This is a genomic window from Nocardioides sp. GCM10027114, assembly GCF_042659625.1.
In the GTDB taxonomy this organism is placed as follows: Bacteria; Actinomycetota; Actinomycetes; order Propionibacteriales; family Nocardioidaceae; genus Nocardioides.
The window spans coordinates 107594-128822 of the sequence record NZ_JBHSSS010000023.1; the positions used below are offsets into that span (position 1 = coordinate 107594).

A 21229-nucleotide genomic window follows, 5' to 3' on the forward strand; every position below is an offset into this window, starting at 1 on the left:
GGACTCACGCCAACGTCGCGTCCCCGCGGGGCTTGCGCAGCTGGTGAGGCTCCGCGACGGCGGCACCTGCCGCACCCCCTGGTGCGACGCCCCCATCCGGCACACCGACCACACCACCCCGGTCCACGCCGACGGCCCCACGACCGAGACCAACCTCACCGGCCGATGCGAGGCCTGCAACCACGCCAAGGAAGCCCCCGGCTGGCGCGCCCGACCACGATCAAGACCAGGCCAGCGGCACCGGATCGAGGTCACCACCCCCACCGGCCACCAGCACCAGTCACATGCGCCACCGCTGCCCGGTCGCGACACGCTCCGCCACTCGACCACCGATGGATGCCGGGTCGATGTGGGCTGGGCCGACCTGACCCTCGCCGCCTGACGGCGATCAGGGGAAGCGCACCCCGGTCGTCTCCTCGCTGAGCTCCCACAGCCTCCGCTGCGCCTGCTCGTCGCGGGCGAGCCGCGTGCAGCCGACCACCTGCGGCAGGCCGCGCTGCTCGTGGAAGCCGCTCGGCCCGCAGTACGTCGACCCGGGCAGGTCGGCGGTCGCCGCCATGAGCGTGGGGAGGGCGCCGGAGTGGGCGGACTGGGCGACCGCCTTGATCGCGGCGTCGAGGATGCTCGCCCGCGCACCCGCCAGGCCGCCGTACCGCCCGTTGGCCGCCAGGTGCGTGCCGGCGAGCCCGGGGTGGGCGGCCAGCGCCTTCACCGGCTTCCCGGCGACCCGGCAGCGCCGGTCCAGCTCGAAGGTGAACAGGAGGTTGGCCAGCTTGGTCTGCGAGTAGACCTGCCACCGCCAGTAGCGGCCCTCCTGCACGTGGGGATCGCCGAGCGGCGCCGTCCGGGCCATCCGGTGCATCTGCGACGAGACGGTGACGACGCGCGCGGCGTTGCTCGCCACCAGCTGCGGCATCAGGAGCACCGTCAGCAGGAACGGTCCGAAGTGGTTGGTCGCCATCTGCAGCTCGAGGTCGTCCGGTGTGCGTGAGTACGGCGGCGCCATCACGCCCGCGTTGTTGACCAGCACGTCGACAGGGCCGAAAGAACCGGCCTCCGCGGCCGCCCGCCGCACCGAGTCGAGGTCGGAGAGGTCGACCAGCAGCCGCTCCAGCTCGGCCGCCGGCACTTGGGCGCGGATCGCGGACTCGGCCTCGGCCACCGTCTCCTCGCGCCGTCCGGCCAGGACGACCCGGCCGCCGCGGCGCGCCATCTCGAGCGCCGTGTGGAAGCCGATGCCGCCGCGGGTGCAGCCGGTGACGAGGATCGTCCGCCCGGCCTGGTCGGGCATGTCGGTGAGGGACCAGACGTCCGTCGCGACGTTCACGGCGTCACCGCCAGCAGCTCGAGCAGCCTCCGCCCGAGCTCCTCGTCGCCCCCGACCTTGACCGCGCCGGGCCCGGGGGCGCGGCGGCCCCCGGCCAGCAGCACGAAGGTCTCGCGGTCGGTCGCGAGGTGGACCGTGGGGTCGGCCGGCACCTCGTCGAGCCGGACGCCGCGACGGGCCTCGGAGACGGCGAACGCCACCGGCTCGCTGCCCTCGACCTCCAGCACCACGGTCGTGCCCGGCTCGGCGGCGGCCCGCTTGGCGAGAACCATGCCGAGGCTCTCGGCGAGGTACTCGGCGGTGTGCTTCGCGGCGCGGCTCTCGAGGTTCCCGGTCCGTCCGGTCGCGCGGCGGACGTCCTGCTCGTGCATCCACACGTCGAGCGGACGGTTGCGCAGCAATGTGCTCCAGTCCCAGCCGATGCCGCCGAAGACCGTCTCGGGCTTCGCGGTGCCGTCGGTGGGCGGGTCAGCGAGCAGCGCGGTGTGGCGCGCGGTCGTGGCCGCGCGGATCTCGTTGATCAGCGCGTCGGGGGAGCGGTCGCGGCGGGCGACGACGCCCTGCTCGGTGTAGAGGCCCATCAGGCCCCGGACGTGGGCGGGCTCGCCGATCTCGACCGTCTCCTCGGGCGAGCCGGCGAGCACCGACTCGAGATGGGCGATGTGGGCGGCCACGGCGTGGACGTCCCACCCGGGCAGGTCGGTGGGCGCCTTCCAGTCCTCGGGGGACAGCTCCTCGAGCAGTCCGGTGAAGCGGTCGACCGCCTCCCACCAGACGTCGACGTAGCCGGACAGGCGTTCCCGATCGGTCATGGGCGGCAGCCTACGGTTCGGCAACAGCAGCGACGTCGCGGGTCATCTGCCGACCAGCACCCCCACGGTGTACGTCGCGGCGGCCGCGACCAACCACCACGCCCGCCCGGTGGCTTCCTCGACGAGGTCGATCACCGCGGCGCCTGCCAGCAAGGGCATCGCGGTCATGAACGTGCCCAGGAAGAGCGGGTTGAGGATGGCGGCGTTGATCTCCTGCATCGACGTCACGTGGACCCGGTCCGGCACCCGACGCAGGCCCGGGACGGCCGAGACCGACCAGCAGAGGAACAGGCCGGCCATCAGTCCGGTGGCGACGACGCCGGCGAAGGCCAGGACGTCGCCGAGGGTGGCGAGGTCCACGCCTCCACGCTGGCCGAGCGCGGCCTCAGCCCTGCGCGAGCGAGACCGCGATACCCAGCATGGTGAGCCCGATGAGCACGTCGAGCACACGCCACGCCCGCTCGGTCGCCAGCAGTCCGTGGGCACGGTGCGCCCCGAACCCCAGCACTCCGAACCACAGCGCGCTCGCCACCATCGCGCCCGCCCCGAACCACCAGCGGCCGTCCGCCCCGTGGGTGTTGGCGATCGAGCCGAGCAGGATCACCGTGTCCAGGTAGACGTGGGGGTTGAGCCAGGTGAGCGCGAGCGCCTTCACCGCCACGGAGGTACGCCGTCCCGCGGTGCCGCCGTTCGTGCGCAGCGACCCGCCCCGACGCGCGCGCAGCAGCGACGAGACGCCGTACCAGGTCAGGAAGGCGACGCCGAGCCAGCGGATCAGGACCAGCGCCCAACCCGCCTGCTCGACCAGCACGCCGATCCCGGCGACCCCGGCGGCGATCAGCACGACGTCCGAGACCGTGCAGATCACGACGACGGTGCCGACGTGGTCCCGGGCGAGGCCCTGCCGCAGGACGTAGGCGTTCTGGGCGCCGATCGCGACGATCAGCGCGAGACCGGCCAGCATGCCGGTGGCGAGAAGGGTGAGCACGGGACGACGCTAGGTGGCGGACCGCGGTTCAGACCAGCGAATGTTTCTGCAGATGCCTTAGCGTTGCTTCATGACCTACGCGCCCGGCCAGCTGGCGGCGCTGCTCGCAATCGCCGAGCACGGCACCTTCGAGGCGGCGGCCCGGCACCTCCACGTGACGCCGTCCGCGATCAGCCAGCGGGTCCGTGCGCTCGAGTCCGCGAGTGGCCAGGTGCTGGTGCGGCGCGGCACCCCGTGCACGCCGACGGCCGCCGGCCGGGTCCTGCTGCGACTGGCCCGGCAGGTGCGCCTTCTCGAGGACGAGATCCGCGCCGAGCTCGCCGAGGAGCGCGAGGCGCGCGTCGACCTGCCGGTGGCCGTCAACGCCGACTCGCTGGCGACCTGGTTCCGCGACGTGGTCGCCGACGTCGCCGGGTGGGACGGGACGGTCCTGCGGCTGCACGTCGAGGACCAGGCGTGGTCCGCCGACCTGCTGCGGAACGGCGACGTCCTCGGCGCCGTCACGTCCGACCCGACCGCGGTGCAGGGCTGCACGGTCACGCGGCTGGGTTCGCTGCGCTACTGGCCGGCGGCCACGCCGGAGCTGGTCGAGCGCTGGCGCCGCGGCCGGTGGCCGGACCTGACACGGATGCCTGTCGTGGTGTTCAACGACAAGGACACGCTGCAGGACCAGCTGGCGCAGGCGCGCGGCCAGCGGATCGGCGGCCCGCGCCACCGCGTCCCGACGTCGGCCGACTTCGTCGAGGCGGTCCGGCTGGGCCTCGGGTGGGCGGCCGTCCCGGAGCCGCAGCTCGCCCCCGAGCTGGAGGTCGGCCGGCTGGTGCGCCTCGGGGCACGCTGGCACGCCGACGTCGACCTCCACTGGCAGTGCTGGCGGCTCGACTCGCCGGCACTGGCGCGGCTCACGCAGTCGGTACGCCGCGCCGCCGCGGCACGGCTGCGGGCCTGAGGCCAGGCGCCCGAGGTCAGGCGAGGTCAGGCGGTCGGCGTCCCCGAGCGTCGGCCGGCGGTCATCGCGACGACGAGGCCCAGGATGCCCACGACCAGGCAGATCCAGCCGACGGTGCTCACGTCGACGACGTCCTGCACGGCGGCGGGGAACTCCTCGATCGCGCCCAGCAGCAGGATGAGGCCGATGACCAGCAGGATGACGCTGATGCCGATGCCCATGACGACTCCTCGGGGGTCGGGGACCGGTGGGCCGGGGGAGCCCGTGGTCCGCTGACCGGAGCCTCCCCGTCCGGGCCGGTGGTGAAACCAGGACCGCGGTTCGCGCCGGAATGCGAACGGCCCGCCGGACCCGGAGGTCCGACGGGCCGCGCGTGGCGGACCGGTCAGCTGACCGTCAGAAGGCGGCCTCGTCGAGGTCCATCAGCGAAAGGTCGGTGGCCTCGGCGATCTTCCGCTCGGCGCGGAGCTTCGGCAGGTTGTACTGCGCGAAGAACTGCGCCGCGGCGACCTTGCCCTCGTAGAAGGCCTTGTCCTTGCCCGGGTCGTTGTCGAGCTTGTCGAGCGCGACCTCGGCCTGGCGCAGCAGGAGCCAGGCGCAGACCAGGTCGCCCAGCGCCATCAGGAGGCGGGTGGTGTTGAGACCCACCTTGTAGATGTTGCGCGCGTCGCCGCCCTCGGCGGAGCCGTCGGACGACATCAGGTCGTTGATCATGTGGCCGACCATCGCGTTGGCGTCCTCGAGCGCCCGGCCGAGCAGCTCGCGCTCGTTCTTGAGGCGGCCGTTGCCGGCCTCGGAGGCGACGAAGCCCTCGATCTCCTTGGCGAGGTGGCCCAGCGCCCGGCCCTGGTCCTTGACGATCTTCCGGAAGAAGAAGTCCTGGCCCTGGATCGCGGTGGTGCCCTCGTAGAGGGTGTCGATCTTGGCGTCGCGGACGTACTGCTCGAGCGGGTACTCCTGCAGGAAGCCGGAGCCGCCGAAGGTCTGCAGCGACTCGGTGCCGAGGAGCACCCACGACCGCTCCGAGCCGTAGCCCTTGACGATCGGCAGCAGCAGGTCGTTGACGGCGTGGGCCAGCTCGTCGTGCTCACCGTTGTGCTCGGCGACCTGAATGCGGTCCTGCCAGGTGGCGGTGTAGAGCACCAGCGCGCGCATCGCCTCGGCGAAGGACTTCTGCACCATCAGCGAACGACGCACGTCGGGGTGGTGCGTGATCGTCACCCGCGGCGCGGTCTTGTCGGCGGCCTGGGTCAGGTCGGCACCCTGCACGCGGCTCTTGGCGAACTCCAGCGCGTTGAGGTAGCCGGTGGACAGCGTCGCGATGGCCTTGGTGCCGACCATCATGCGGGCGTTCTCAATGACCTGGAACATCTGCGCGATGCCGTTGTGGACCTCGCCGAGCAGCCAGCCCTTCGCGGGCTCGCCGCCGCCGACACCCGGGTCGCCGAAGGTGACCTCGCAGGTGTTGGACACCTTGAGGCCCATCTTGTGCTCGACGTTGGTGACGTAGGCGCCGTTGCGCTCACCGGTGAGCTCGCCGGTCTCGTGGTCGAAGTGGATCTTCGGCACGATGAACAGCGAGAGGCCCTTGGTGCCGGGGCCGCCGGCGCCCTCGACGCCGACCGGGCGGGCCAGCACGAGGTGGATGATGTTCTCGCTCATGTCGTGCTCGGCCGAGGTGATGAAGCGCTTGACGCCCTCGATGTTCCAGGAGCCGTCCTCGTTGGGCGTGGCCTTCGAGCGGCCGGCGCCGACGTCGGAGCCCGCGTCGGGCTCGGTCAGCACCATCGTCGCGCCCCACTGCCGCTCGCACATGATCTGGGCGATGCGCTTGTCGCGGTCGTTGCCGTTGCGCTCGACGACGCCGGCGAACGCCGGGCCGGCGGCGTACATCCACACGGGGGCGTTGGAGCCGAGCACCATCTCGCCCATCGACCAGACGAGGCTGGAGGGGGCCGGGGTGCCGCCGAGGGACTCGGGGATCTGCAGTCGCCAGTACTCGGCGTCCATCCAGGCCTGGTAGCTCTTTGCGAACGACTCGGCGATGGGTGCCGTGTGGGTCTTCGGGTCGAAGACCGGCGGGTTGCGGTCGCTCTCCTCGTAGGAGGCGGCGAGGTCCTCGCGGGCGAGTCGGTCGACCTCGGCGAGGATCGAGCGCGCGGTCTCGGCGTCCACGTCCGCGAAGGGACCCTGGCCGAGGACCTCGTCCCGGCCGAGCACCTCGAAGAGGTTGAACTCGATGTCGCGCAGGTTGCTCTTGTAGTGGCTCACTGCTCCACCTTTTCGTCTCGGGGCCCGGCGCGCTACTCGCCGGTAACTTTGATTCTAGGAGCGGGCCCCGGGCCACGCAAGGAGTCGCCGGTCGCTTCACCCCGTCGGGGGAGGGTGATGCGTGCGACACGCCGGACGGCTGCGCTGGATTGACAGTCCGTTGGTCGTCAATGTCTACTTAGATAGTCAAGTTAGTGACTTGATCGACTTTAGTTTTCTGATCGACCTCTCGGCGGCGCGGCCGCCGGGCGACCGAAAGGGCTTCCCCCCATGCGCAAGCTCCTCGTGCTCGGCTTCGTGGGCCTGCTGGCCCAGCTCATCGACGGCTCCCTGGGCATGGCCTACGGCGTGACCTCGTCGACGCTGCTGCTGGCCGCCGGCATCGCTCCTGCTGCGGCGTCCGCCGCCGTCCACTTCTCCGAGATCGGGACCTCGCTGGCCTCCGGCATCTCCCACCACAAGCTCGGCAACGTGGACTGGAAGACCGTCTCGATCCTGGCCGGGCCGGGCTTCGTCGGCGCCTTCGTCGGGGCCACCTTCCTCGCCTCGCTCGACGGTGACGCCGCCAAGCCGTGGGTCGCCGGCATCCTGCTGGCCCTGGGCGTGTACGTCGTGTGGCGCTTCCTGGTGCTCGGTGGCCGTCGCCCCACGTTCCGCAGCCGCCCCGGCGCGAAGATGCTCGTCCCCATGGGGCTCGCCGGCGGCACCCTCGACGCCATCGGTGGCGGCGGCTGGGGTCCGGTCGGCACCACCACGCTGCTCTCGTCCGGCCGGCTCGAGCCCCGCAAGGTCGTCGGCTCCATCGACACCTCCGAGTTCGTGGTCGCCGTCGGCGGCTCGCTCGGCTTCCTGCTCGCCCTCGGCTCGCAGGGCATCCTCTGGTCCTACGCCGCCGTCCTGCTCGCCGGTGGCGTCATCGCAGCCCCGATCGCGGCCTGGCTGGTCAAGAAGCTCGCCGCGCGCGTCCTGGGTGTGGCGGCCGGCGGCCTGATCATCCTGGTCAACTCCAAGACCATCGCCGAGGCGTTCGGCCTGCCGGGCTCCGGCGTCGCGACCCTGGCGGCGTTCGTCGCGGTCCTCTGGATCGCGGGCATCACCTGGGCGGTCAAGCAGGAGCGCAAGTCCCGCGAGATCGAGCAGCTCGAGAAGCAGCTCGCGGCCGTCTGACCCGGGCGGGCCTCGAGCGCACGACGCGGCCGGCGGGCCCCACCCCCGCCGGCCGCGTCATCCTCTGCCTAGGTCCAGTGTGTCGATAGACCTGTCTGACACACTGGACCTATGCGTGTCTCCGCCAAGTCCGACTACGCCCTGCGGGCGCTGATCGAGATGGCGAGCTCCGACGGCGCCGCCGCGGTGAGTGCCGAGGAGCTCGGCCGGCGCCAGGAGATCCCCCACGGCTTCCTCCAGGCGATCCTCGCCGACCTGCGCCGGGCGGGAATCGTCCTCTCCCAGCGCGGCCAGTCCGGCGGGTGGCGGATGGCCCGGCCGGCCGAGGACGTCCGGGTCGCCGACGTCATCCGCGCCGTCGACGGCCCGCTGGTCTCGGTCTACGGCCTGCGGCCCGAGGCGGTCAGCTACAACGAGTCCGCCGAGGTCCTCCAGCACGTCTGGATCGCGGCGCGACGGTCGCTGCGCGACGTCTTCGAGCAGGTCTCGATCGCTCAGCTCGCGTCGCGCGACCTGCCCGACGCCGTGACGTCGCGGACCGCCGACGAGGACGCCTGGCAGCCGCACTGAGCCGGCGTCGGTGGCCGGCGCCGCTGGCGGCTACTCGTCGGCGTGCGCGGCGACCCACTCGACGAGCGGGCGCAGCGCACGCCAGTCCTCGCGCACCCGGTCGAGCACCTCCGCCCGGTCCAGGCCATCGAAGCCATAGGGCCGGCCCACGAACAGCTGCTTGCGGCGCAGCAGTGCGATCCGCGGGTGGTCGGCCGGGTAGCCCCGCGGCGCGGTCTTGAGCTCGTCGCCGCCGATCTCCCAGCCGTCACCGTCGTACGACGCGAGGAGGCGCTCGAGCTCCGGGCCGGTCGTGTCGTCGGCCATCGCCTCGCGGATGGAGGCGAGCCGCGGGCCACTCGCCTCGTAGAAGCCGGCGCCGACGCGCATCCCGCGCGCCGAGATCTCGACGTACCAGCCGGTGGCGGGACCGGCGGCGACGAAGGCACCCTGGTGGGTCTTGTACGGCGTCTTGTCCTTGGCGAACCGCACGTCGCGGTAGGGACGGAACACCTTGGCCGGGCCGAACTCCGGCTCGAGGGCGGCGCACAGCGCGGTCATCGGCGCCTTCACGCTGTCGGCGTAGACCTGCTTGTGCTTCTCCCAGAACGACTTGGTGTTGTCGACCTCGAGGTCGTCGTAGAAGTCGAGCGCCGCGGTCGGGAAGCCGGTGAAGTCGTCCACTCTCCCCACCCTAGGGCGCCCCTGTCAGGGCAGGAGAGCGGTCACCTGGCGGTCGCCCGAGGCGGCCAGCACCGTCAGCGTCAGCGCGTCGCCGCCGCACCGCGGCTCGGCCAGGAAGGCCGGGCCGCCGCCGGGAGACTCGTAGACCACGCCGGCCTCATCGTCGCCGGGCGCCCACCGCAGCAGTGCCGCCGGCTGCCCGTCGCGCTGCGGGTCGCGCACGAAGTACGCCGCCTCCCCGCACCGCACGAGCGTGCCCGACGTGCCGGGACCCAGGTCGACGACAGCGCCGTCGCCTGTCCGGGCCCGGAGGACCGCCTGCTCGACACGCGTCGGTCTCGGGGTCTCCGACCAGACGACGGCTCCCGGCAGGGCCACGGCGTCCCAGCCGAGGCAGGGCTCGACGCCCCCGATCGGGTCGACGTCGTCGCCGTCGAGCCGGACCGGGGTGCGGCAGGAGGGGCGCTGGTCGTCGAAGGTCAGCATGGTGGTGCCGTCGGGGGTGACCGACACCCCGTTGAAGCCGGTGCGGGGCGGGGCGCACCAGCGGCGCTGCGACGTACGGCTCGCGAGGTCGACCGTGGCCACGCACCAGCCGCCGTCGGGGGACACGGTGGCGTGCGACGCCGTGCCGTCCCCGAGCGCCCACGACCCGCCCGTCGTCGTGGGCACGTCCGAGTCGCCGTCGAGGGTGAACTGCTCGCCGGAGTCGAGATCGACCACCGTCGCGACCATCGGCCGCTCCTCCAGGCGGTCCTGGACGGTGACGAGGGCCCAGCCGTCGTCGAGCAGCGCGTCGGCGACGCGGAACCGGTCGGGCGCGGTGACGGTGACCGGGTCGGCACCGTCGAGCGTGGCCCGCGTGCCGGACGGGTCGACGGTGAGCGTCCAGCCACCGCCGGTGGTGACCGTCGCGTCGACAGGGCCCCGCACCCGGCTCCACTGCAGGGACGTCGCGTCGCCGTCGGGCTGTCCCGAGCCCGCCGTGCCGACGGGGCCCGGCGACCCGGTGCAGCCGGCCGCTGCCAGGACGGCCACGACGGGCAGGGCGAGGCGGCCCTGCAGTCCGCGCCCCCGCACTCAGACTCCGATGTTCTGCTGCGGGTGGGCGAGGTTCGCGCGGTAGCTGCGGTAGGCGCTGCGCCACTGGACCCGGGCGATGTACGGCTCCGAGGGGTCGAAGCGCTGCTGGTTCCACGGCTCGAAGTAGCCGACGTGCGCCGGCTTGTCGCCCCGCTTGTCGTAGCCGCGGCCCACCTGGAAGTGGCCGGAGGCGTCGTCGTCGAGGTAGGGGAAGAACCGCTTGTGCAGCATCGGGTGGAGCACCAGCGGCGCCCGGTAGTCGGCGATGTGGCGCATGTTCAGCAGCAGCCACTGCCGGTAGGTCCAGTCGGATATGTCGAGGACGACGTAGTCGCCGGCGTAGGCGTCGCGGTCGTAGCCGGTGGCGGCGTTGATGACGCGGACCATGTCCCACACGGAGGAGCCGTTGGTGGTGGTGCCGAGCTTGCGCGACCAGTGGCGCTGCGGCTTGGGCCGGTCCTGCCAGCCCCACGCGATCATCTGCATCGTCGCCGGGCCGCACCAGTAGGAGCGCACCTGCTCCCGCACCCGCTTGGGGCGCAGCACCGTCGAGCGGCGGGGGTAGTCGCGGAACCGCTTCGTCCGTGCGGCCCGCGCGGTCGAGGCTGTCGAAGCATCCGCGCCGACCGCCTGCCGCAGCTCCGCGACCTTGCCGACGGCGCGGGCGGCGGCGAGCAGCTCGCGCCGCTCGCGGTCCGCGCGCTCGGCCGGGTCGAGGCCGGCGGTACGCCGCAGTGCGGCGAGGGTGGTCAGCTCGCCGGTGCTCTCCTGGGCCGCCGGCCTGGCGGCCTCGACCCGGGCGGTCGCGGCGACCCGGTCCTGCGCGACCGTCTCGGTGGCGGTGGTGAAGCCGGTGTGCAGGCAGTAGCGCTCGGGCCCGAGGTCGGCACAGCGCACCAGCCGCTCGGCCAGCGCGTCCACGGTCGGCCGGGCGGGCAGCCGGCCCGCCGCCAGGCCGTCGCCGACGACGGCCTCGATCTCGGCGCGCATCTCGGGGGTGACGGTGCCCGGTGCCGCGGGCGCGGCGCGGTCGCCGGACGGGACGATCGCGGGCTCGGGGCCGCCGCGGGGGAGCAGTGGCGCGGCCGCGAGCGTGACGGCCAGGGCGCCGACGGCGATCAGGCGGGCCCGGGAGCGTGACCTGCCCCGGGGCAGGTCAGAGGGTGGGCTCTGGGGCTGAGGCATGGTCAGCACCTCGCAGGTGGGGAAGACTCAGGCTCCCCACTGTGCGCAGCAGTCCCAGCAGACGTCAAGAGTCACTGGAGTCACAGGCCTCGGGGCACGCCATGATTCGCTCGTGGATCTGGATCTCGGGACGTGGCAGCAGGCTGCCCGGAAGGTGCGTCGGGCCGCGGCCCTGGCGCGTGTGCTCTGGCTGGCCGGCATGCTGGCTCCGCCGGTCCTGGCGCTGGTGGCGTTCCCCGGCTGGCTGCTGGAGTCGCTGGTCGTCAGCATCGTGTCGCTGGTGCTCGTGCGCCGGGTCGCCGGCCGCACGGTGGCCTCGTGGCACGAGCGGATCACCGCGGACGGCCCGGACCTCTCCCGGTTCCAGGTCGCCCTGCTGCTGCACGACGGCATGGTCCAGGGCGACGGCTGCGTCGGATGACGACGCACGCAGACGACCGGTTCCGGCTGGTCGCGGAGGGGCGGGAGCCCGGCGTGCGGGCCCGCTCGTCCTCGCCGTGGCTGTGGGCCATGGGCGGCAGCGGGGTCTGAGCCCTGCGTGGAAGAGGCGTCAAGCGGCTCCGAGGACAAACTGGAGCGGATGACGAGACTCGAACTCGCGACATCGACCTTGGGAAGGTCGCGCTCTACCAACTGAGCTACATCCGCAGGCCGCGGCTCCTGCGAGCCGCGGCGGTGGTGATGCTACCCCAGACTTCGGCGGGGGTAGGTTACGACCCGTGCTGATGAGTGACCGCGACATCCTGGCCGAGATCGAGAGCGGCAGGATCGCCCTCGACCCCTTCGACCCGGCGATGATGCAGCCGTCCTCGATCGACGTGCGGCTCGACCGGTTCTTCCGAGTCTTCGAGAACCACCGCTACCCCCACATCGACCCGGCGGTCGACCAATCCGACCTCACCCGCATGGTCGAGCCGGAGGGCGACGAGGCGTTCATCCTGCACCCGGGCGAGTTCGTGCTCGGCTCGACGTACGAGGTGGTCTCGCTGCCCGACGACGTCGCGGCCCGCGTCGAGGGCAAGTCGTCGCTGGGCCGGCTCGGCCTGCTGACCCACGCCACGGCCGGCTTCGTCGACCCGGGCTTCTCGGGCCACGTGACGCTCGAGCTGGCCAACGTCGCGACCCTGCCGATCAAGCTCTACCCCGGCATGAAGATCGGCCAGTTCTGCTTCTTCCGGCTGTCGTCGGCCTCCGACCACCCCTACGGCTCGGAGAAGTACGGCTCGCGCTACCAGGGCCAGCGAGGCCCGACGCCGTCGCGTTCCTACCAGAACTTCCACCGCACCTCGATCTGAGGCTCTTAGCGCACCGTTGACCTGGCTGGGTTCCGGCTGTCGGGACCCCGCGCTCGCCCGCGTTCCAACTGAGGTTAGGCTCGCCTTACTTAGGTAGACCTTCCTTCAGGAGAACGCCATGCGCCCCGTCCGCACCCCCCGTTCCGCCCTCGGCCCGGTGATCGGCGCCCTCGCCCTCGGCGCCGGACTGCTGTCGGCCTGCAGCACCGGCCCGTCCTCGACGGGGGAGACCCCCGGCGGCGCGAGCACGTCGCAGGCCGAGGCCGGCGCCTTCCCGGTGACGATCGAGCACGCCTTCGGTGAGACCACGGTCGAGGAGGAGCCGACGCGCGTCGCGACCCTCGGCTGGTCCGACCAGGACGCGGTCCTCTCGCTCGGCGTCGTGCCGGTCGGCGCGACGAAGCTGACCTGGGGCGGCAACGGGGGCGGGTCCTCGGACTGGTTCGACGCCGGGGTCGCCGAGGTCGCCGACGGGACGGGCGCCGAGGCGCCGGTCCGGTACGACGACGCGGACGGCGCTCCGGTCGAGGAGATCGCCGAGCTCGCCCCCGACCTGATCCTCGCCACCAACTCGGGCATCACGGAGAAGGAGTACGAGCGGCTCAGCAGGATCGCACCGGTCGTGGCCTACCCGGACGCCCCGTGGGTGACCCCGTGGCAGACCTCCCTCGACATGGTCGGCCAGGCGCTCGGCCGCAACGACCTCGCCGACGAGGTCGAGGCGGAGACCGAGGGGGCGATCGAGGCCGCCCGCGAGGAGTACCCGCAGCTCGAGGGCGCGTCGTTCGTCTTCGCCTACCTGACCACGACCGACCTCTCCTCGGTCGGCGTCTACGCACCGGCGGACCCGCGGGTCTCGGTCATGAACGACTTCGGCCTCGTCAACGCGCCGATGGTCGAGGAGGTCGTCGAGGACGGCCAGTTCTACGGCACCCTCTCCGCCGAGCGCGCCGACGGCCTCGAGTCCGACGTCCTGCTGACCTACGCCGAGGGCGAGGACGACCTGGCGACGTACGCCGACGACCCGCTGCTGGGCCGGATCCCCGCCATCGCGGAGGGCCACGCGTACGCCGAGCCCGACAAGCACGTCGGCCTGGCGGTCACCAACCCGACCCCGCTGTCGGTGCCCTACATCGTCGAGCACTTCCTGCCGGAGGTCGCGCGCGCGGTCGACGGCGCCTGATGTCCGGCCGGGTCGCAGGAGGGCTGGCAGCAGTGGTGGCGGGGGTGCTCGGCGTCTCCGTGCTCTCGGTCCTCGTCGGGTCGCGGCCGATCGCGCCGACCGCGCTTCTCGACGCCACCGACCCCGACCACGCGGTCGCGCTCACCCGGTGGGCGCGGACCTGCCTGGGACTCGCTGTCGGCGCCGCGCTCGGCCTCGCCGGCGCCTGCATGCAGGGCCTGACCCGCAACCCGCTCGCCGACCCGGGGATCCTCGGCGTCAACGCCGGCGCCGCCTTCGCGATGGTGCTGGCGATCTCCGCGCTCGGTGTCTCCGACCTGGCGTCGTACGTCTGGTTCGCGCTCGCCGGTGCCGCGGCGGCCATGGTCCTCGTGCACGGCGTGGCAGCCCTCGGTCGCGGTGGTGCCACCCCGGTGAAGCTCGCCGTCGCCGGCGCCGCGGTCACCGCGGCACTGACCTCGTGGACCTCGGGCGTGCTGCTGACCGACCGGGCCACGATGGAGACCTTCCGCTTCTGGCAGGTCGGCACGGTCGGCGGCCGGGGCTTCGACGTGCTGCTCACCGGGCTGCCCTTCCTCGCCGCTGGGGCCGCCTTGGCGCTGGCCGGGACCCGGCTGCTGGACACCCTGGCCCTCGGCGACGACCTGGCGCGCGGGCTCGGCCGGCGCGTGGCCCGGGACCGGCTCGTGGTCGGCCTGGCCTGCGTGCTGCTGGCCGGGGGAGCGACCGCCCTCGCCGGCCCGGTCGGCTTCGTCGGCCTGGTCGTGCCGCACGCGGTGCGCGCCCTCGTGGGGAGCGCGCACGCGCGGGTGCTGCCGCTCTCGCTCGGCGTCGGCGCGGTGCTGGTCGTGCTCGCCGACACCGTGGGCCGGGTGGTGCTGCCGCCCACCGAGGTGCAGGTCGGGATCATGACGGCCGTCGTCGGCGGCCCGGTCTTCATGCTGCTCGTCCGCCGCGGCCGGCTGGCGGCGCTGTGAGCGCGCCGACCGTGGCGATCGCCGTCCGCGAGGCCCGCCGCGGACCCGCGCGCCGCCGGCGGCTTGTCGTCGGCGGCCTCGCCGCCGCGCTGCTCGGCGTGGTGGCGGTGCGGGTGCTGCTGGGGGACTACACGTTCACCGTGCCGGACGCGGTCCGGATCGTCCTCGGCGCCGAGATCCCGGGCGCCAGCTTCATCCTGATGGAGAGCAAGCTCCCGCGCGCCGTGCTCGGCGTCCTGGTCGGATCGGCATTCGGGGTGGCCGGCGCGATCTTCCAGACCACGCTGCGCAACCCGCTGGCGAGCCCCGACGTCATCGGGGTCAGCCTCGGCGCGAGCGCCGCCGCCGTCCTCGCCATCGTGGTGCTCGGGCAGACCGGCACCGCGGTCTCGGTGGCCGCGATCCTCGGCGCCGTCGGCATCGCCGGCCTGGTCCGGGCGGTGGCCGGCCCCGCCGCCGGCGGCGGCTACCGGCTGGTGCTGGTGGGCGTCGCCGTGGCCGCCGCGCTCGGCTCCGTGGTGCAGTACCTCTTCACGCGGGCCGACGAGTGGGACGCCCACCTGGTCCTGCGCTGGCTGACCGGCAGCGTCGGCGCCGCGGACTGGCCGACGATCCGGCTGCTGGCGATCTTCTGGGTCGCGCTGCTGCCGCTGCTGGTGTGGACGGCCCGCTCGCTGCGGGTCACCGAGTTCGGCGACGACGTCGCCACCGGGCTCGGCGTGTCGAGGCGTCGCAGCGACGCGCTGCTGCTGCTCGCCGTGGTCCTCACGGCCGTCGCGGTGGCCGCGGCCGGCCCGGTGTCGTTCGTCGCGTTCCTCGCGGGCCCGACCGCCCGGGCGCTCAACCGGGGCCGGACGACGCTCGCCGGGGCAGGCCTGGCCGGCGCGATCCTCGTCGTGGCCGCCGACCACGTCGCCGCCTACCTCGTGCCCGACGTCAACCTCCCCGTGGGCGTGGTGACCGGCGCCTTCGGGGCGCCGTTCCTGCTGTGGCTGCTCGTCCGCGGCCAGGCCGGCCCGACAGCCCGGAGATGAAGGAGACCCGCATGACCACGCTCGACGTCCCGCCCGCCCGGACGGTTGCCCCCGCCCGTCTCGTCGCGGACCGGGTCAGCCTCGGCTACGGCGACCGGGCCGTGGTCCAGGACCTGGCCGTCCGCGTTCCCCACGGCCGGGTCACCGTCGTCGTCGGTCCGAACGCGTGCGGCAAGTCGACCCTGCTGCGGGGGATGGCGCGGCTGCTGCGGCCCACCGGCGGCAGCGTGCTGCTCGACGGCGAGGCGGTGCACCGGCTCCCGACGAGGACCGTCGCGCGGACCCTCGGCCTGCTGCCGCAGACGCCGGTCGCCCCCGAGGGGGTGACCGTGGTCGACCTGGTCGGGCGTGGCCGGCACCCGCACCAGGGGACGTTCCGCCGCTGGTCGACCACGGACGAGCGCGCGGTCGCGGAGGCGCTGGAGCTGACCGGAACCGCGGCCCTGGCCGAACGGGTCGTGGACGAGCTGTCCGGCGGGCAGCGGCAGCGGGTCTGGATCGCGATGGCGCTGGCGCAGGACACCGATCTGCTCCTCCTCGACGAGCCCACGACGTACCTCGACGTCGCGCACCAGGTCGACATGCTCGACCTGCTCCTGGAGCTCAACCACGGCCGCGGCACCACCGTCGTGATGGTGCTCCACGACCTCAACCTGGCCGCGCGCTACGCCGACCACCTGGTCGCGATGCGGGCCGGTCGCGTGGTCGCGGAGGGCGCGCCCGCAGACGTCGTCACCGAGGAGACGGTGCACGCCGTCTTCGGCCTCGACAACCGGGTGATCACCGACCCGGTGTCCGACACCCCCCTCGTCGTCCCCGTGGGACGGCACCACTCGCCCGGACGGAGCCCCCTATGACCGAGACCGCCACCCGGCCCCTGCCGATGCTGCTCGCCGAGGTCGAGGCGACCGCCGTCGAGCGGCTCTCCCCGAGCTACGTCCGGGTCGAGCTCGGCGGGCCCGCGCTCGCCGACTTCGGCGTGGACGGCCCGCTCTACGACCAGCGGATCAAGCTGCTGCTGCCGAACGACGCCGGCCGGCTGCCGGCGTTCCGGCCCGAGGTCGAGGAGGAGGGGTGGTACGCCGCCTGGCAGGCGCTGCCCGAGGCCGAGCGCGGGCACCTGCGCACCTACAGCGTCCGCGCCGTGCGGGGGACGGGTACCGGCACCCGGCTCGTCGTCGACTTCGTGCTCCACCTCCAGCCGGGTGCCACAGGGCCCGGCTCCACCTGGGCGTCGCGGGCGCAGGTCGGCGACCGCCTGGTCGTCGTGGCTCCCCGGCGCGGCGTTCCCTTCGGCGGCATCGAGTTCGCGCCCGGCGACGCGCGGGTGCTGCTGGCCGCCGCCGACGAGACGGCCGTCCCGGCGGTCTGCCGCATCCTCGAGGACCTCCCCGCCGACGCCTGCGGCAGCGCCTTCCTCGAGGTGCCGCTCGGGGCCGACATCCAGGAGGTACGCGGCCCCGCCGGGGTGGAGGTCGTCTGGCTGGCCCGCGGCGGCCGGCCTCTCGGCGAGCCGCTCACCGCCGCGGTCCGCGCCCACCTCGGTTCGGGGCCGGCCGCCGGGCCCGGTGCGCCCCAGGTCGTGGTCGAGGAGGTGGACCCGGACCTGTGGGAGACACCGACGTACTCCTCGTCGGGCGCGGACCTCACCGGCTCCGCCCGGCCCGGCGGCCCCGGCGCCGGCAGTCCGCTCGACGGCCTCTACGCCTGGATCGCCGGTGAGGCGGGCGTGGTCACGGCGCTGCGGCGCCACCTCGTCAAGGACCTGGGCATGGACCGGCGTCAGGTCGCGTTCATGGGCTACTGGCGCCGGGGCGTGGCGATGCGGTACTGACCGGGAGGGACAGGGTCAGAGGTCGATCCGGTCGGCGGCCCGGCGCAGCTGCTCGGCCAGCCGGTGCCGGGCCGGGACGTGCGGCAGGCGCGGCGCCGCGGCGCGGGTGACCCGCTCCTGGATCTGGTGGCGTGCCTGCGCCTCGAGGGCGTCGTGGTTGTCGTGCATGGTCGGCTCCTGTCCGGGATGCGAGGTGCGTGGGGGAAGGCTCAGACCTGCTGGAGGACGACGTCTCCGCTGACGGTCTTGGCACGCAGCTCGAGGTGGTCGGCGCCCTCGGCGGGCTCCCCGGCGGGCTGGAGTGCGGAGCGGATGGCGCCGGACACGGTCGAGATGTCGGTCCAGACGGGCAGGCCGGCGGGGACTCCGACGTGGACGTCGCCCGAGGCGCCCTTGGCGGTCAGCCGGCCGCGGCTCGCCCGGCCGACGACGAGGTCGCCGCTCCCGGTGGCCATCGACAGGTCCGTTCGCGCCTCGACGACGCGCAGGTCGCCGGATCCGGTCTTCACCACGGCCGGGCCGTTGGTCGTCCCGAGCTCGACGTCCCCGGAGCCCGTGGAGACCGCGATCGCCGAGCCGGCCTCGCGCACGGCGATGTCGCCCGACCCGCTCTTGATGCGCAGCTCGGCCTGGGCGGCGCCGACGGAGACGGCGCCGGACCCCGACACGATGCTGGCGGGGCCGGACAGTGCCTCCAGCCGCACGTCGCCCGAGCCGGTCCGCACCTCGGCCGTGGCGACCGTGCCGTCGGCGGTGACCTCCGCGGAGGCGGTGCGGATCGCCAGGTCGCTCTGGTGGGGGAGCGTGACGGTGACGTCCAGCGACGTGTCGTGGCCCGGGAACCCGGCGCGCTGGCGCGGCCCGATGACGCTGACGGTCTCGCCCTCCTGCGCGACGGCGACCTGCTCGGCGTCGTGGCCGCTCACCCGGACCTCCACCTGCATGGTGTCGGCCGTGGTCACGTGGACGTGGCCCTTGTCGATCTCGACGTGGAGGGTCGCCGGGCCCTGGGTCGGGAAGGTCTCGGTGCGGTGCGTGGACATGGGTTCTCCTGGGTGTGTTCGTCCACCGGGCCGGCCCGTGCCGGTCCGTGTGGTGGGCGGTGCCGCCCCGTGTGCTGCTGTGTGCTGCTCGCCGACGTGGTCGCGCGGTGGGAGGTCAGACCCAGCCGGTCATGCGGCGGCCCCGCTGGCCGCCCCGACCGAAGGGATCGGCTGCGCCGGGGAACGGGATGCTCGAGACGTCGATGTCGACGTTGACCGCGCCGGCGTCCGTGTCGCGCGTGGCGGCCCGGACCACGTTGACCAGCCACGTGTTCAGCGAGTGGCCCGACCGGGCGGCCATCTCCTCCGCCCGGCCCTTCACCGACTCGGGGATGCGCAGCGTGACTCGGGCCATCCCGCCCTCCTCGGCCTCCTCGGGCGACTGGGGTGCGGGCGGTGGGGGTGGCGCCTGTGCAGCCGTGGTCGGGGTCTGCACCATGAAGTCGAGCTCCCGCCCGACCAGCCTGACGTCCACGCCGCCGGCCGGCATCTCGGCGGTGATCTCGGCAGCCGCCTGGGAGATCGCCTCCATGAGTGTCAGGCGGGCGGCGGCGTCGAGCGCCAGGCTGAGCCGCTCGGCCGCCTCGCGCACCTCCGGCCCGCCGGCCTCGGCGGCGGCGAGGAGGTCGCGGCGCAGCCCCTCGACGTAGGGCGTGATGTCCATGTGCACCACAATGACGCCAGTATGACGTCACGTCAAGGGCATGGTGATGTCACATTCCTGTCGTGAGGTGGGCCACCGAAGGGTTGGGTGGCCGAGGGGTCGGGGTACTCCCCGCACACCGCTGCGTCTACGGTCTCGGGGCGCGATTCCGCGTTCCGACGCCTCGGCAGAAAGAGAGCACGAATGCCGCCCCAGCTGACGAGCCAGGCAGCAACACTGATCGACGCCGACGCGGTCGACTACCTGATCCTCGCGTCGTACTTCGCGTTCGTGCTGGGCATCGGGTTCATGGCCCGCCGGCACGTCTCGGACTCGGTCGACTTCTTCCTGTCCGGCCGGTCGCTGCCGGCCTGGGTGACCGGGCTGGCGTTCATCTCCGCCAACCTCGGCGCCGTCGAGATCATGGGGATGTCCGCCTCGGGCGCGGAGTTCGGGCTGCCGACCGTGCACTACTTCTGGGTGGGCGCGATCCCGGCGATGCTCTTCCTCGGCGTCGTGATGATGCCGTTCTACTACGGCTCCAAGGTGCGCTCGGTGCCCGAGTTCATGCTGCGCCGCTTCGGCCCCGGGGCCCACCTGGTCAACTCGATCTCGTTCGCGGTGGCCCAGCTCCTCATCGCCGGCGTCAACCTCTTCCTGCTCGGCACCATCGTGACCGCCCTGCTCGGCTGGCCCATGTGGGTCGCGCTGCTCGTCGCCGCCGCCGTCGTGCTGTCCTACATCACCCTCGGCGGGCTGTCGGCCGCGATCTACAACGAGGTCCTGCAGTTCTTCGTCATCGTGGCCGCGCTGCTGCCGCTGACCGTGCTCGGCCTCATCGAGGTCGGCGGCTGGGACGGCCTCACCGCCAAGATCACCGCCGCGGCCTCCGAGGGCGCCGGCCCGGCCGCCGAGCGGCAGCTCGAGTCCTGGCCCGGCCAGGCGCTGTCGGGCTTCGACTCGCCGATCCTCTCCGTCATCGGCATCGTCTTCGGCCTCGGCTTCGTGCTCTCCTTCGGCTACTGGACCACCAACTTCGTCGAGGTCCAGCGCGCGATGGCCTCGGACTCGATCTCCGCCGCGCGACGTACCCCGATCATCGGCGCCTTCCCCAAGATGTTCATCCCGTTCATCACGATCGTGCCGGGCATGATCGCGGCGGTGCTGGTGACCGAGATGATCCAGCTCAAGGCCGGCGACTCCCCGGAGGGCGGCGCCACCGGGCAGGTGCAGTACAACGACGCGCTGCTCTACCTGATGCGAGACCTGCTGCCCAACGGCCTGCTCGGCCTCGCGATCACCGGCCTCCTTGCGGCGTTCATGGCCGGCATGGCCGCCAACGTCTCGGCCTTCAACACCGTCTTCAGCTACGACCTGTGGCAGGACTACGTCGTCAAGGGTCGCGACGACAGCTACTACCTGCGGGTGGGCCGGATCGCCACCGTCGGCGCGACCCTGGTCGCGGTCGGCACGGCGTACATCGCCCAGAACTTCTCCAACGTCATGGAGTACCTCCAGACCCTGTTCGGCTTCTTCAACGCGCCGCTGTTCGCGACCTTCATCCTCGGCATGTTCTGGAAGCGGATGACGCCGGCCGCCGGCTGGATGGGCCTGGTGGCAGGCACCCTGTCGGCGGTCGCGGTGTGGGCCACCAACGAGTGGGGCCCGCTCGACCTGCCCGGCCAGGGCGCGGCGTTCCTGGCGGCGGCCACGGCGTTCGTCGTCGACATCGCGGTCAGCGTCGTCGTCACGCTCGTCACCCGGCCGAAGCCGGCCGAGCAGCTCGTCGGGCTGGTCTACTCGGTGACGCCCGTCGAGCAGCGCACCGACCCGCTCGAGGCGTCGTACCCGTGGTACCGCCGCACCGTCCCGCTGGCCGGGCTCGCGCTCGGCGGCGTCGTCGTCCTGAACGCGTTCTTCTGAGGAGACCGTCATGAGTGAGCACAAGACCGCGGGGGCGTTCGACGTCCGCAACATCATCGGCGCGCTGATGGGGCTCTACGGCGTGATCCTCACGCTGATGGGGCTGTTCGGCGACAACGGCGACGTCCGCACCGCCGACATCAACTCCAACCTGTGGGCCGGCCTCGCACTGCTGGTCGTCGGCGCGATCTTCATCGCGTGGTGGCGGCTGCGGCCGATCGCCGTGCCCGAGGAGCCGGCCGAGCGGGAGGCCGAGCCGGCCGCGCAGTCGGGCCAGTAGGG

The 21229-nt window shown here is 73.1% G+C and carries 25 protein-coding genes and 1 tRNA gene; 13 read left to right on the forward strand and 13 right to left on the reverse strand.

The annotated features are described in order from the left end of the window. On the forward strand, positions 1-382 hold a 382-nt coding region (locus ACFP2E_RS11780), incomplete at its 5' end, for an HNH endonuclease (RefSeq protein ID WP_378539339.1). 6 nt (positions 383-388) lie between these two features. Here the strand turns inward: ACFP2E_RS11780 and ACFP2E_RS11785 are convergent. From ACFP2E_RS11785 to ACFP2E_RS11800, 4 genes are read right to left on the reverse strand one after another with little or no spacing between them, the layout of a single operon-like run. Beyond that, positions 389-1327, reverse strand: coding sequence for an oxidoreductase (locus tag ACFP2E_RS11785; RefSeq protein ID WP_378522830.1), 939 nt, complete (start codon positions 1325-1327; stop codon positions 389-391). Further along, on the reverse strand, positions 1324-2139 hold the full coding sequence (locus tag ACFP2E_RS11790) for a maleylpyruvate isomerase family mycothiol-dependent enzyme (protein ID WP_378522829.1): 816 nt from the start codon (positions 2137-2139) through the stop codon (positions 1324-1326). Before ACFP2E_RS11790 ends, ACFP2E_RS11785 begins: the two co-directional genes overlap by 4 nt. Before the next feature lie 42 nt (positions 2140-2181). Then, complete coding sequence (locus tag ACFP2E_RS11795; protein ID WP_378522828.1) at positions 2182-2499, reverse strand: hypothetical protein; 318 nt, start codon at positions 2497-2499, stop codon at positions 2182-2184. 25 nt (positions 2500-2524) lie between these two features. Further along, complete coding sequence (locus tag ACFP2E_RS11800) at positions 2525-3127, reverse strand: LysE/ArgO family amino acid transporter (RefSeq protein WP_378522827.1); 603 nt, start codon at positions 3125-3127, stop codon at positions 2525-2527. Positions 3128-3197: 70 nt separating this feature from the next. Here ACFP2E_RS11800 and ACFP2E_RS11805 point away from each other — a divergent pair, with 70 nt between their 5' ends. Next, the gene (locus ACFP2E_RS11805; RefSeq protein WP_378522826.1) at positions 3198-4076 is read left to right on the forward strand and encodes a LysR family transcriptional regulator ArgP; all 879 of its coding nucleotides are present in this window, start codon (positions 3198-3200) and stop codon (positions 4074-4076) included. 26 nt (positions 4077-4102) lie between these two features. Here ACFP2E_RS11805 and ACFP2E_RS11810 read toward each other — a convergent pair whose 3' ends face one another. After that, positions 4103-4297: a DUF6458 family protein gene (locus ACFP2E_RS11810; RefSeq protein WP_378522825.1), complete on the reverse strand. Its 195-nt coding sequence runs from the start codon at positions 4295-4297 to the stop codon at positions 4103-4105. Positions 4298-4472: 175 nt separating this feature from the next. Continuing rightward, on the reverse strand, positions 4473-6347 hold the full coding sequence (locus ACFP2E_RS11815) for an acyl-CoA dehydrogenase (protein ID WP_378522824.1): 1875 nt from the start codon (positions 6345-6347) through the stop codon (positions 4473-4475). A gap of 270 nt (positions 6348-6617) precedes the next feature. Here ACFP2E_RS11815 and ACFP2E_RS11820 point away from each other — a divergent pair, with 270 nt between their 5' ends. Continuing rightward, entirely contained in the window at positions 6618-7514 is an 897-nt protein-coding gene (locus tag ACFP2E_RS11820) for a sulfite exporter TauE/SafE family protein (RefSeq protein WP_378522823.1), read from the forward strand. 111 nt (positions 7515-7625) lie between these two features. After that, entirely contained in the window at positions 7626-8084 is a 459-nt protein-coding gene (locus ACFP2E_RS11825; protein ID WP_378522822.1) for an RrF2 family transcriptional regulator, read from the forward strand. A gap of 30 nt (positions 8085-8114) precedes the next feature. Here ACFP2E_RS11825 and ACFP2E_RS11830 read toward each other — a convergent pair whose 3' ends face one another. From ACFP2E_RS11830 to ACFP2E_RS11840, 3 genes are read right to left on the reverse strand one after another with little or no spacing between them, the layout of a single operon-like run. Then, on the reverse strand, positions 8115-8747 hold the full coding sequence (locus ACFP2E_RS11830) for a DUF2461 domain-containing protein (RefSeq protein WP_378522821.1): 633 nt from the start codon (positions 8745-8747) through the stop codon (positions 8115-8117). Between the two features lie 24 nt (positions 8748-8771). Then, entirely contained in the window at positions 8772-9827 is a 1056-nt protein-coding gene (locus ACFP2E_RS11835; RefSeq protein WP_378522820.1) for a hypothetical protein, read from the reverse strand. Next, the gene (locus ACFP2E_RS11840; RefSeq protein WP_378522819.1) at positions 9828-11015 is read right to left on the reverse strand and encodes a hypothetical protein; all 1188 of its coding nucleotides are present in this window, start codon (positions 11013-11015) and stop codon (positions 9828-9830) included. A 112-nt stretch (positions 11016-11127) separates the two neighbouring features. Here ACFP2E_RS11840 and ACFP2E_RS11845 point away from each other — a divergent pair, with 112 nt between their 5' ends. After that, positions 11128-11436: a hypothetical protein gene (locus ACFP2E_RS11845; protein ID WP_378522818.1), complete on the forward strand. Its 309-nt coding sequence runs from the start codon at positions 11128-11130 to the stop codon at positions 11434-11436. Positions 11437-11587: 151 nt separating this feature from the next. Here ACFP2E_RS11845 and ACFP2E_RS11850 read toward each other — a convergent pair. Further along, positions 11588-11663, reverse strand: a tRNA-Gly gene (locus tag ACFP2E_RS11850). Positions 11664-11740: 77 nt separating this feature from the next. Here ACFP2E_RS11850 and dcd point away from each other — a divergent pair. The 6 genes from dcd to ACFP2E_RS11880 all read left to right on the forward strand — a co-directional run bounded on the left by dcd (position 11741) and on the right by ACFP2E_RS11880 (position 17338). Further along, positions 11741-12310 carry a dCTP deaminase gene (gene dcd / locus ACFP2E_RS11855; protein WP_378522932.1) on the forward strand — a complete coding sequence of 190 codons (570 nt, stop codon included), beginning with the start codon at positions 11741-11743 and terminating at the stop codon, positions 12308-12310. Positions 12311-12428: 118 nt separating this feature from the next. Further along, a complete protein-coding gene (locus tag ACFP2E_RS11860; protein ID WP_378522817.1) occupies positions 12429-13493 on the forward strand; it encodes an iron-siderophore ABC transporter substrate-binding protein in 1065 nt (354 codons plus the stop codon). Next, complete coding sequence (locus ACFP2E_RS11865; protein ID WP_378522816.1) at positions 13493-14470, forward strand: FecCD family ABC transporter permease; 978 nt, start codon at positions 13493-13495, stop codon at positions 14468-14470. The genes ACFP2E_RS11860 and ACFP2E_RS11865 overlap by 1 nt, the downstream gene beginning before the upstream one ends. Beyond that, positions 14467-15504 carry a FecCD family ABC transporter permease gene (locus tag ACFP2E_RS11870; protein WP_378522815.1) on the forward strand — a complete coding sequence of 346 codons (1038 nt, stop codon included), beginning with the start codon at positions 14467-14469 and terminating at the stop codon, positions 15502-15504. Before ACFP2E_RS11865 ends, ACFP2E_RS11870 begins: the two co-directional genes overlap by 4 nt. A gap of 11 nt (positions 15505-15515) precedes the next feature. Then, entirely contained in the window at positions 15516-16361 is an 846-nt protein-coding gene (locus tag ACFP2E_RS11875) for an ABC transporter ATP-binding protein (protein WP_378522814.1), read from the forward strand. Continuing rightward, positions 16358-17338: a siderophore-interacting protein gene (locus ACFP2E_RS11880; RefSeq protein ID WP_378522813.1), complete on the forward strand. Its 981-nt coding sequence runs from the start codon at positions 16358-16360 to the stop codon at positions 17336-17338. Before ACFP2E_RS11875 ends, ACFP2E_RS11880 begins: the two co-directional genes overlap by 4 nt. Positions 17339-17353: 15 nt before the next feature. On the opposite strand, the gene ACFP2E_RS11885 is transcribed toward ACFP2E_RS11880, so the two are convergent. From ACFP2E_RS11885 to ACFP2E_RS11895, 3 genes are all read right to left on the reverse strand, one after another. Further along, the gene (locus tag ACFP2E_RS11885) at positions 17354-17506 is read right to left on the reverse strand and encodes a hypothetical protein (RefSeq protein ID WP_378522812.1); all 153 of its coding nucleotides are present in this window, start codon (positions 17504-17506) and stop codon (positions 17354-17356) included. Positions 17507-17547: 41 nt separating this feature from the next. Continuing rightward, positions 17548-18381, reverse strand: a complete 834-nt coding sequence (locus ACFP2E_RS11890; protein ID WP_378522811.1) for a DUF4097 domain-containing protein — start codon at positions 18379-18381, stop codon at positions 17548-17550. A 115-nt stretch (positions 18382-18496) separates the two neighbouring features. Then, positions 18497-19045, reverse strand: coding sequence for a pilus assembly protein HicB (locus tag ACFP2E_RS11895; protein WP_378522810.1), 549 nt, complete (start codon positions 19043-19045; stop codon positions 18497-18499). A 183-nt stretch (positions 19046-19228) separates the two neighbouring features. Between ACFP2E_RS11895 and ACFP2E_RS11900 the strand changes: the two genes are divergently transcribed. Together ACFP2E_RS11900 and ACFP2E_RS11905 are read left to right on the forward strand one after the other, a co-directional pair. After that, entirely contained in the window at positions 19229-20947 is a 1719-nt protein-coding gene (locus ACFP2E_RS11900) for a sodium:solute symporter family protein (RefSeq protein ID WP_378522809.1), read from the forward strand. 10 nt (positions 20948-20957) lie between these two features. Further along, on the forward strand, positions 20958-21227 hold the full coding sequence (locus ACFP2E_RS11905) for a hypothetical protein (protein WP_378522808.1): 270 nt from the start codon (positions 20958-20960) through the stop codon (positions 21225-21227). The last annotated feature ends 2 nt before the right edge of the window (positions 21228-21229 follow it).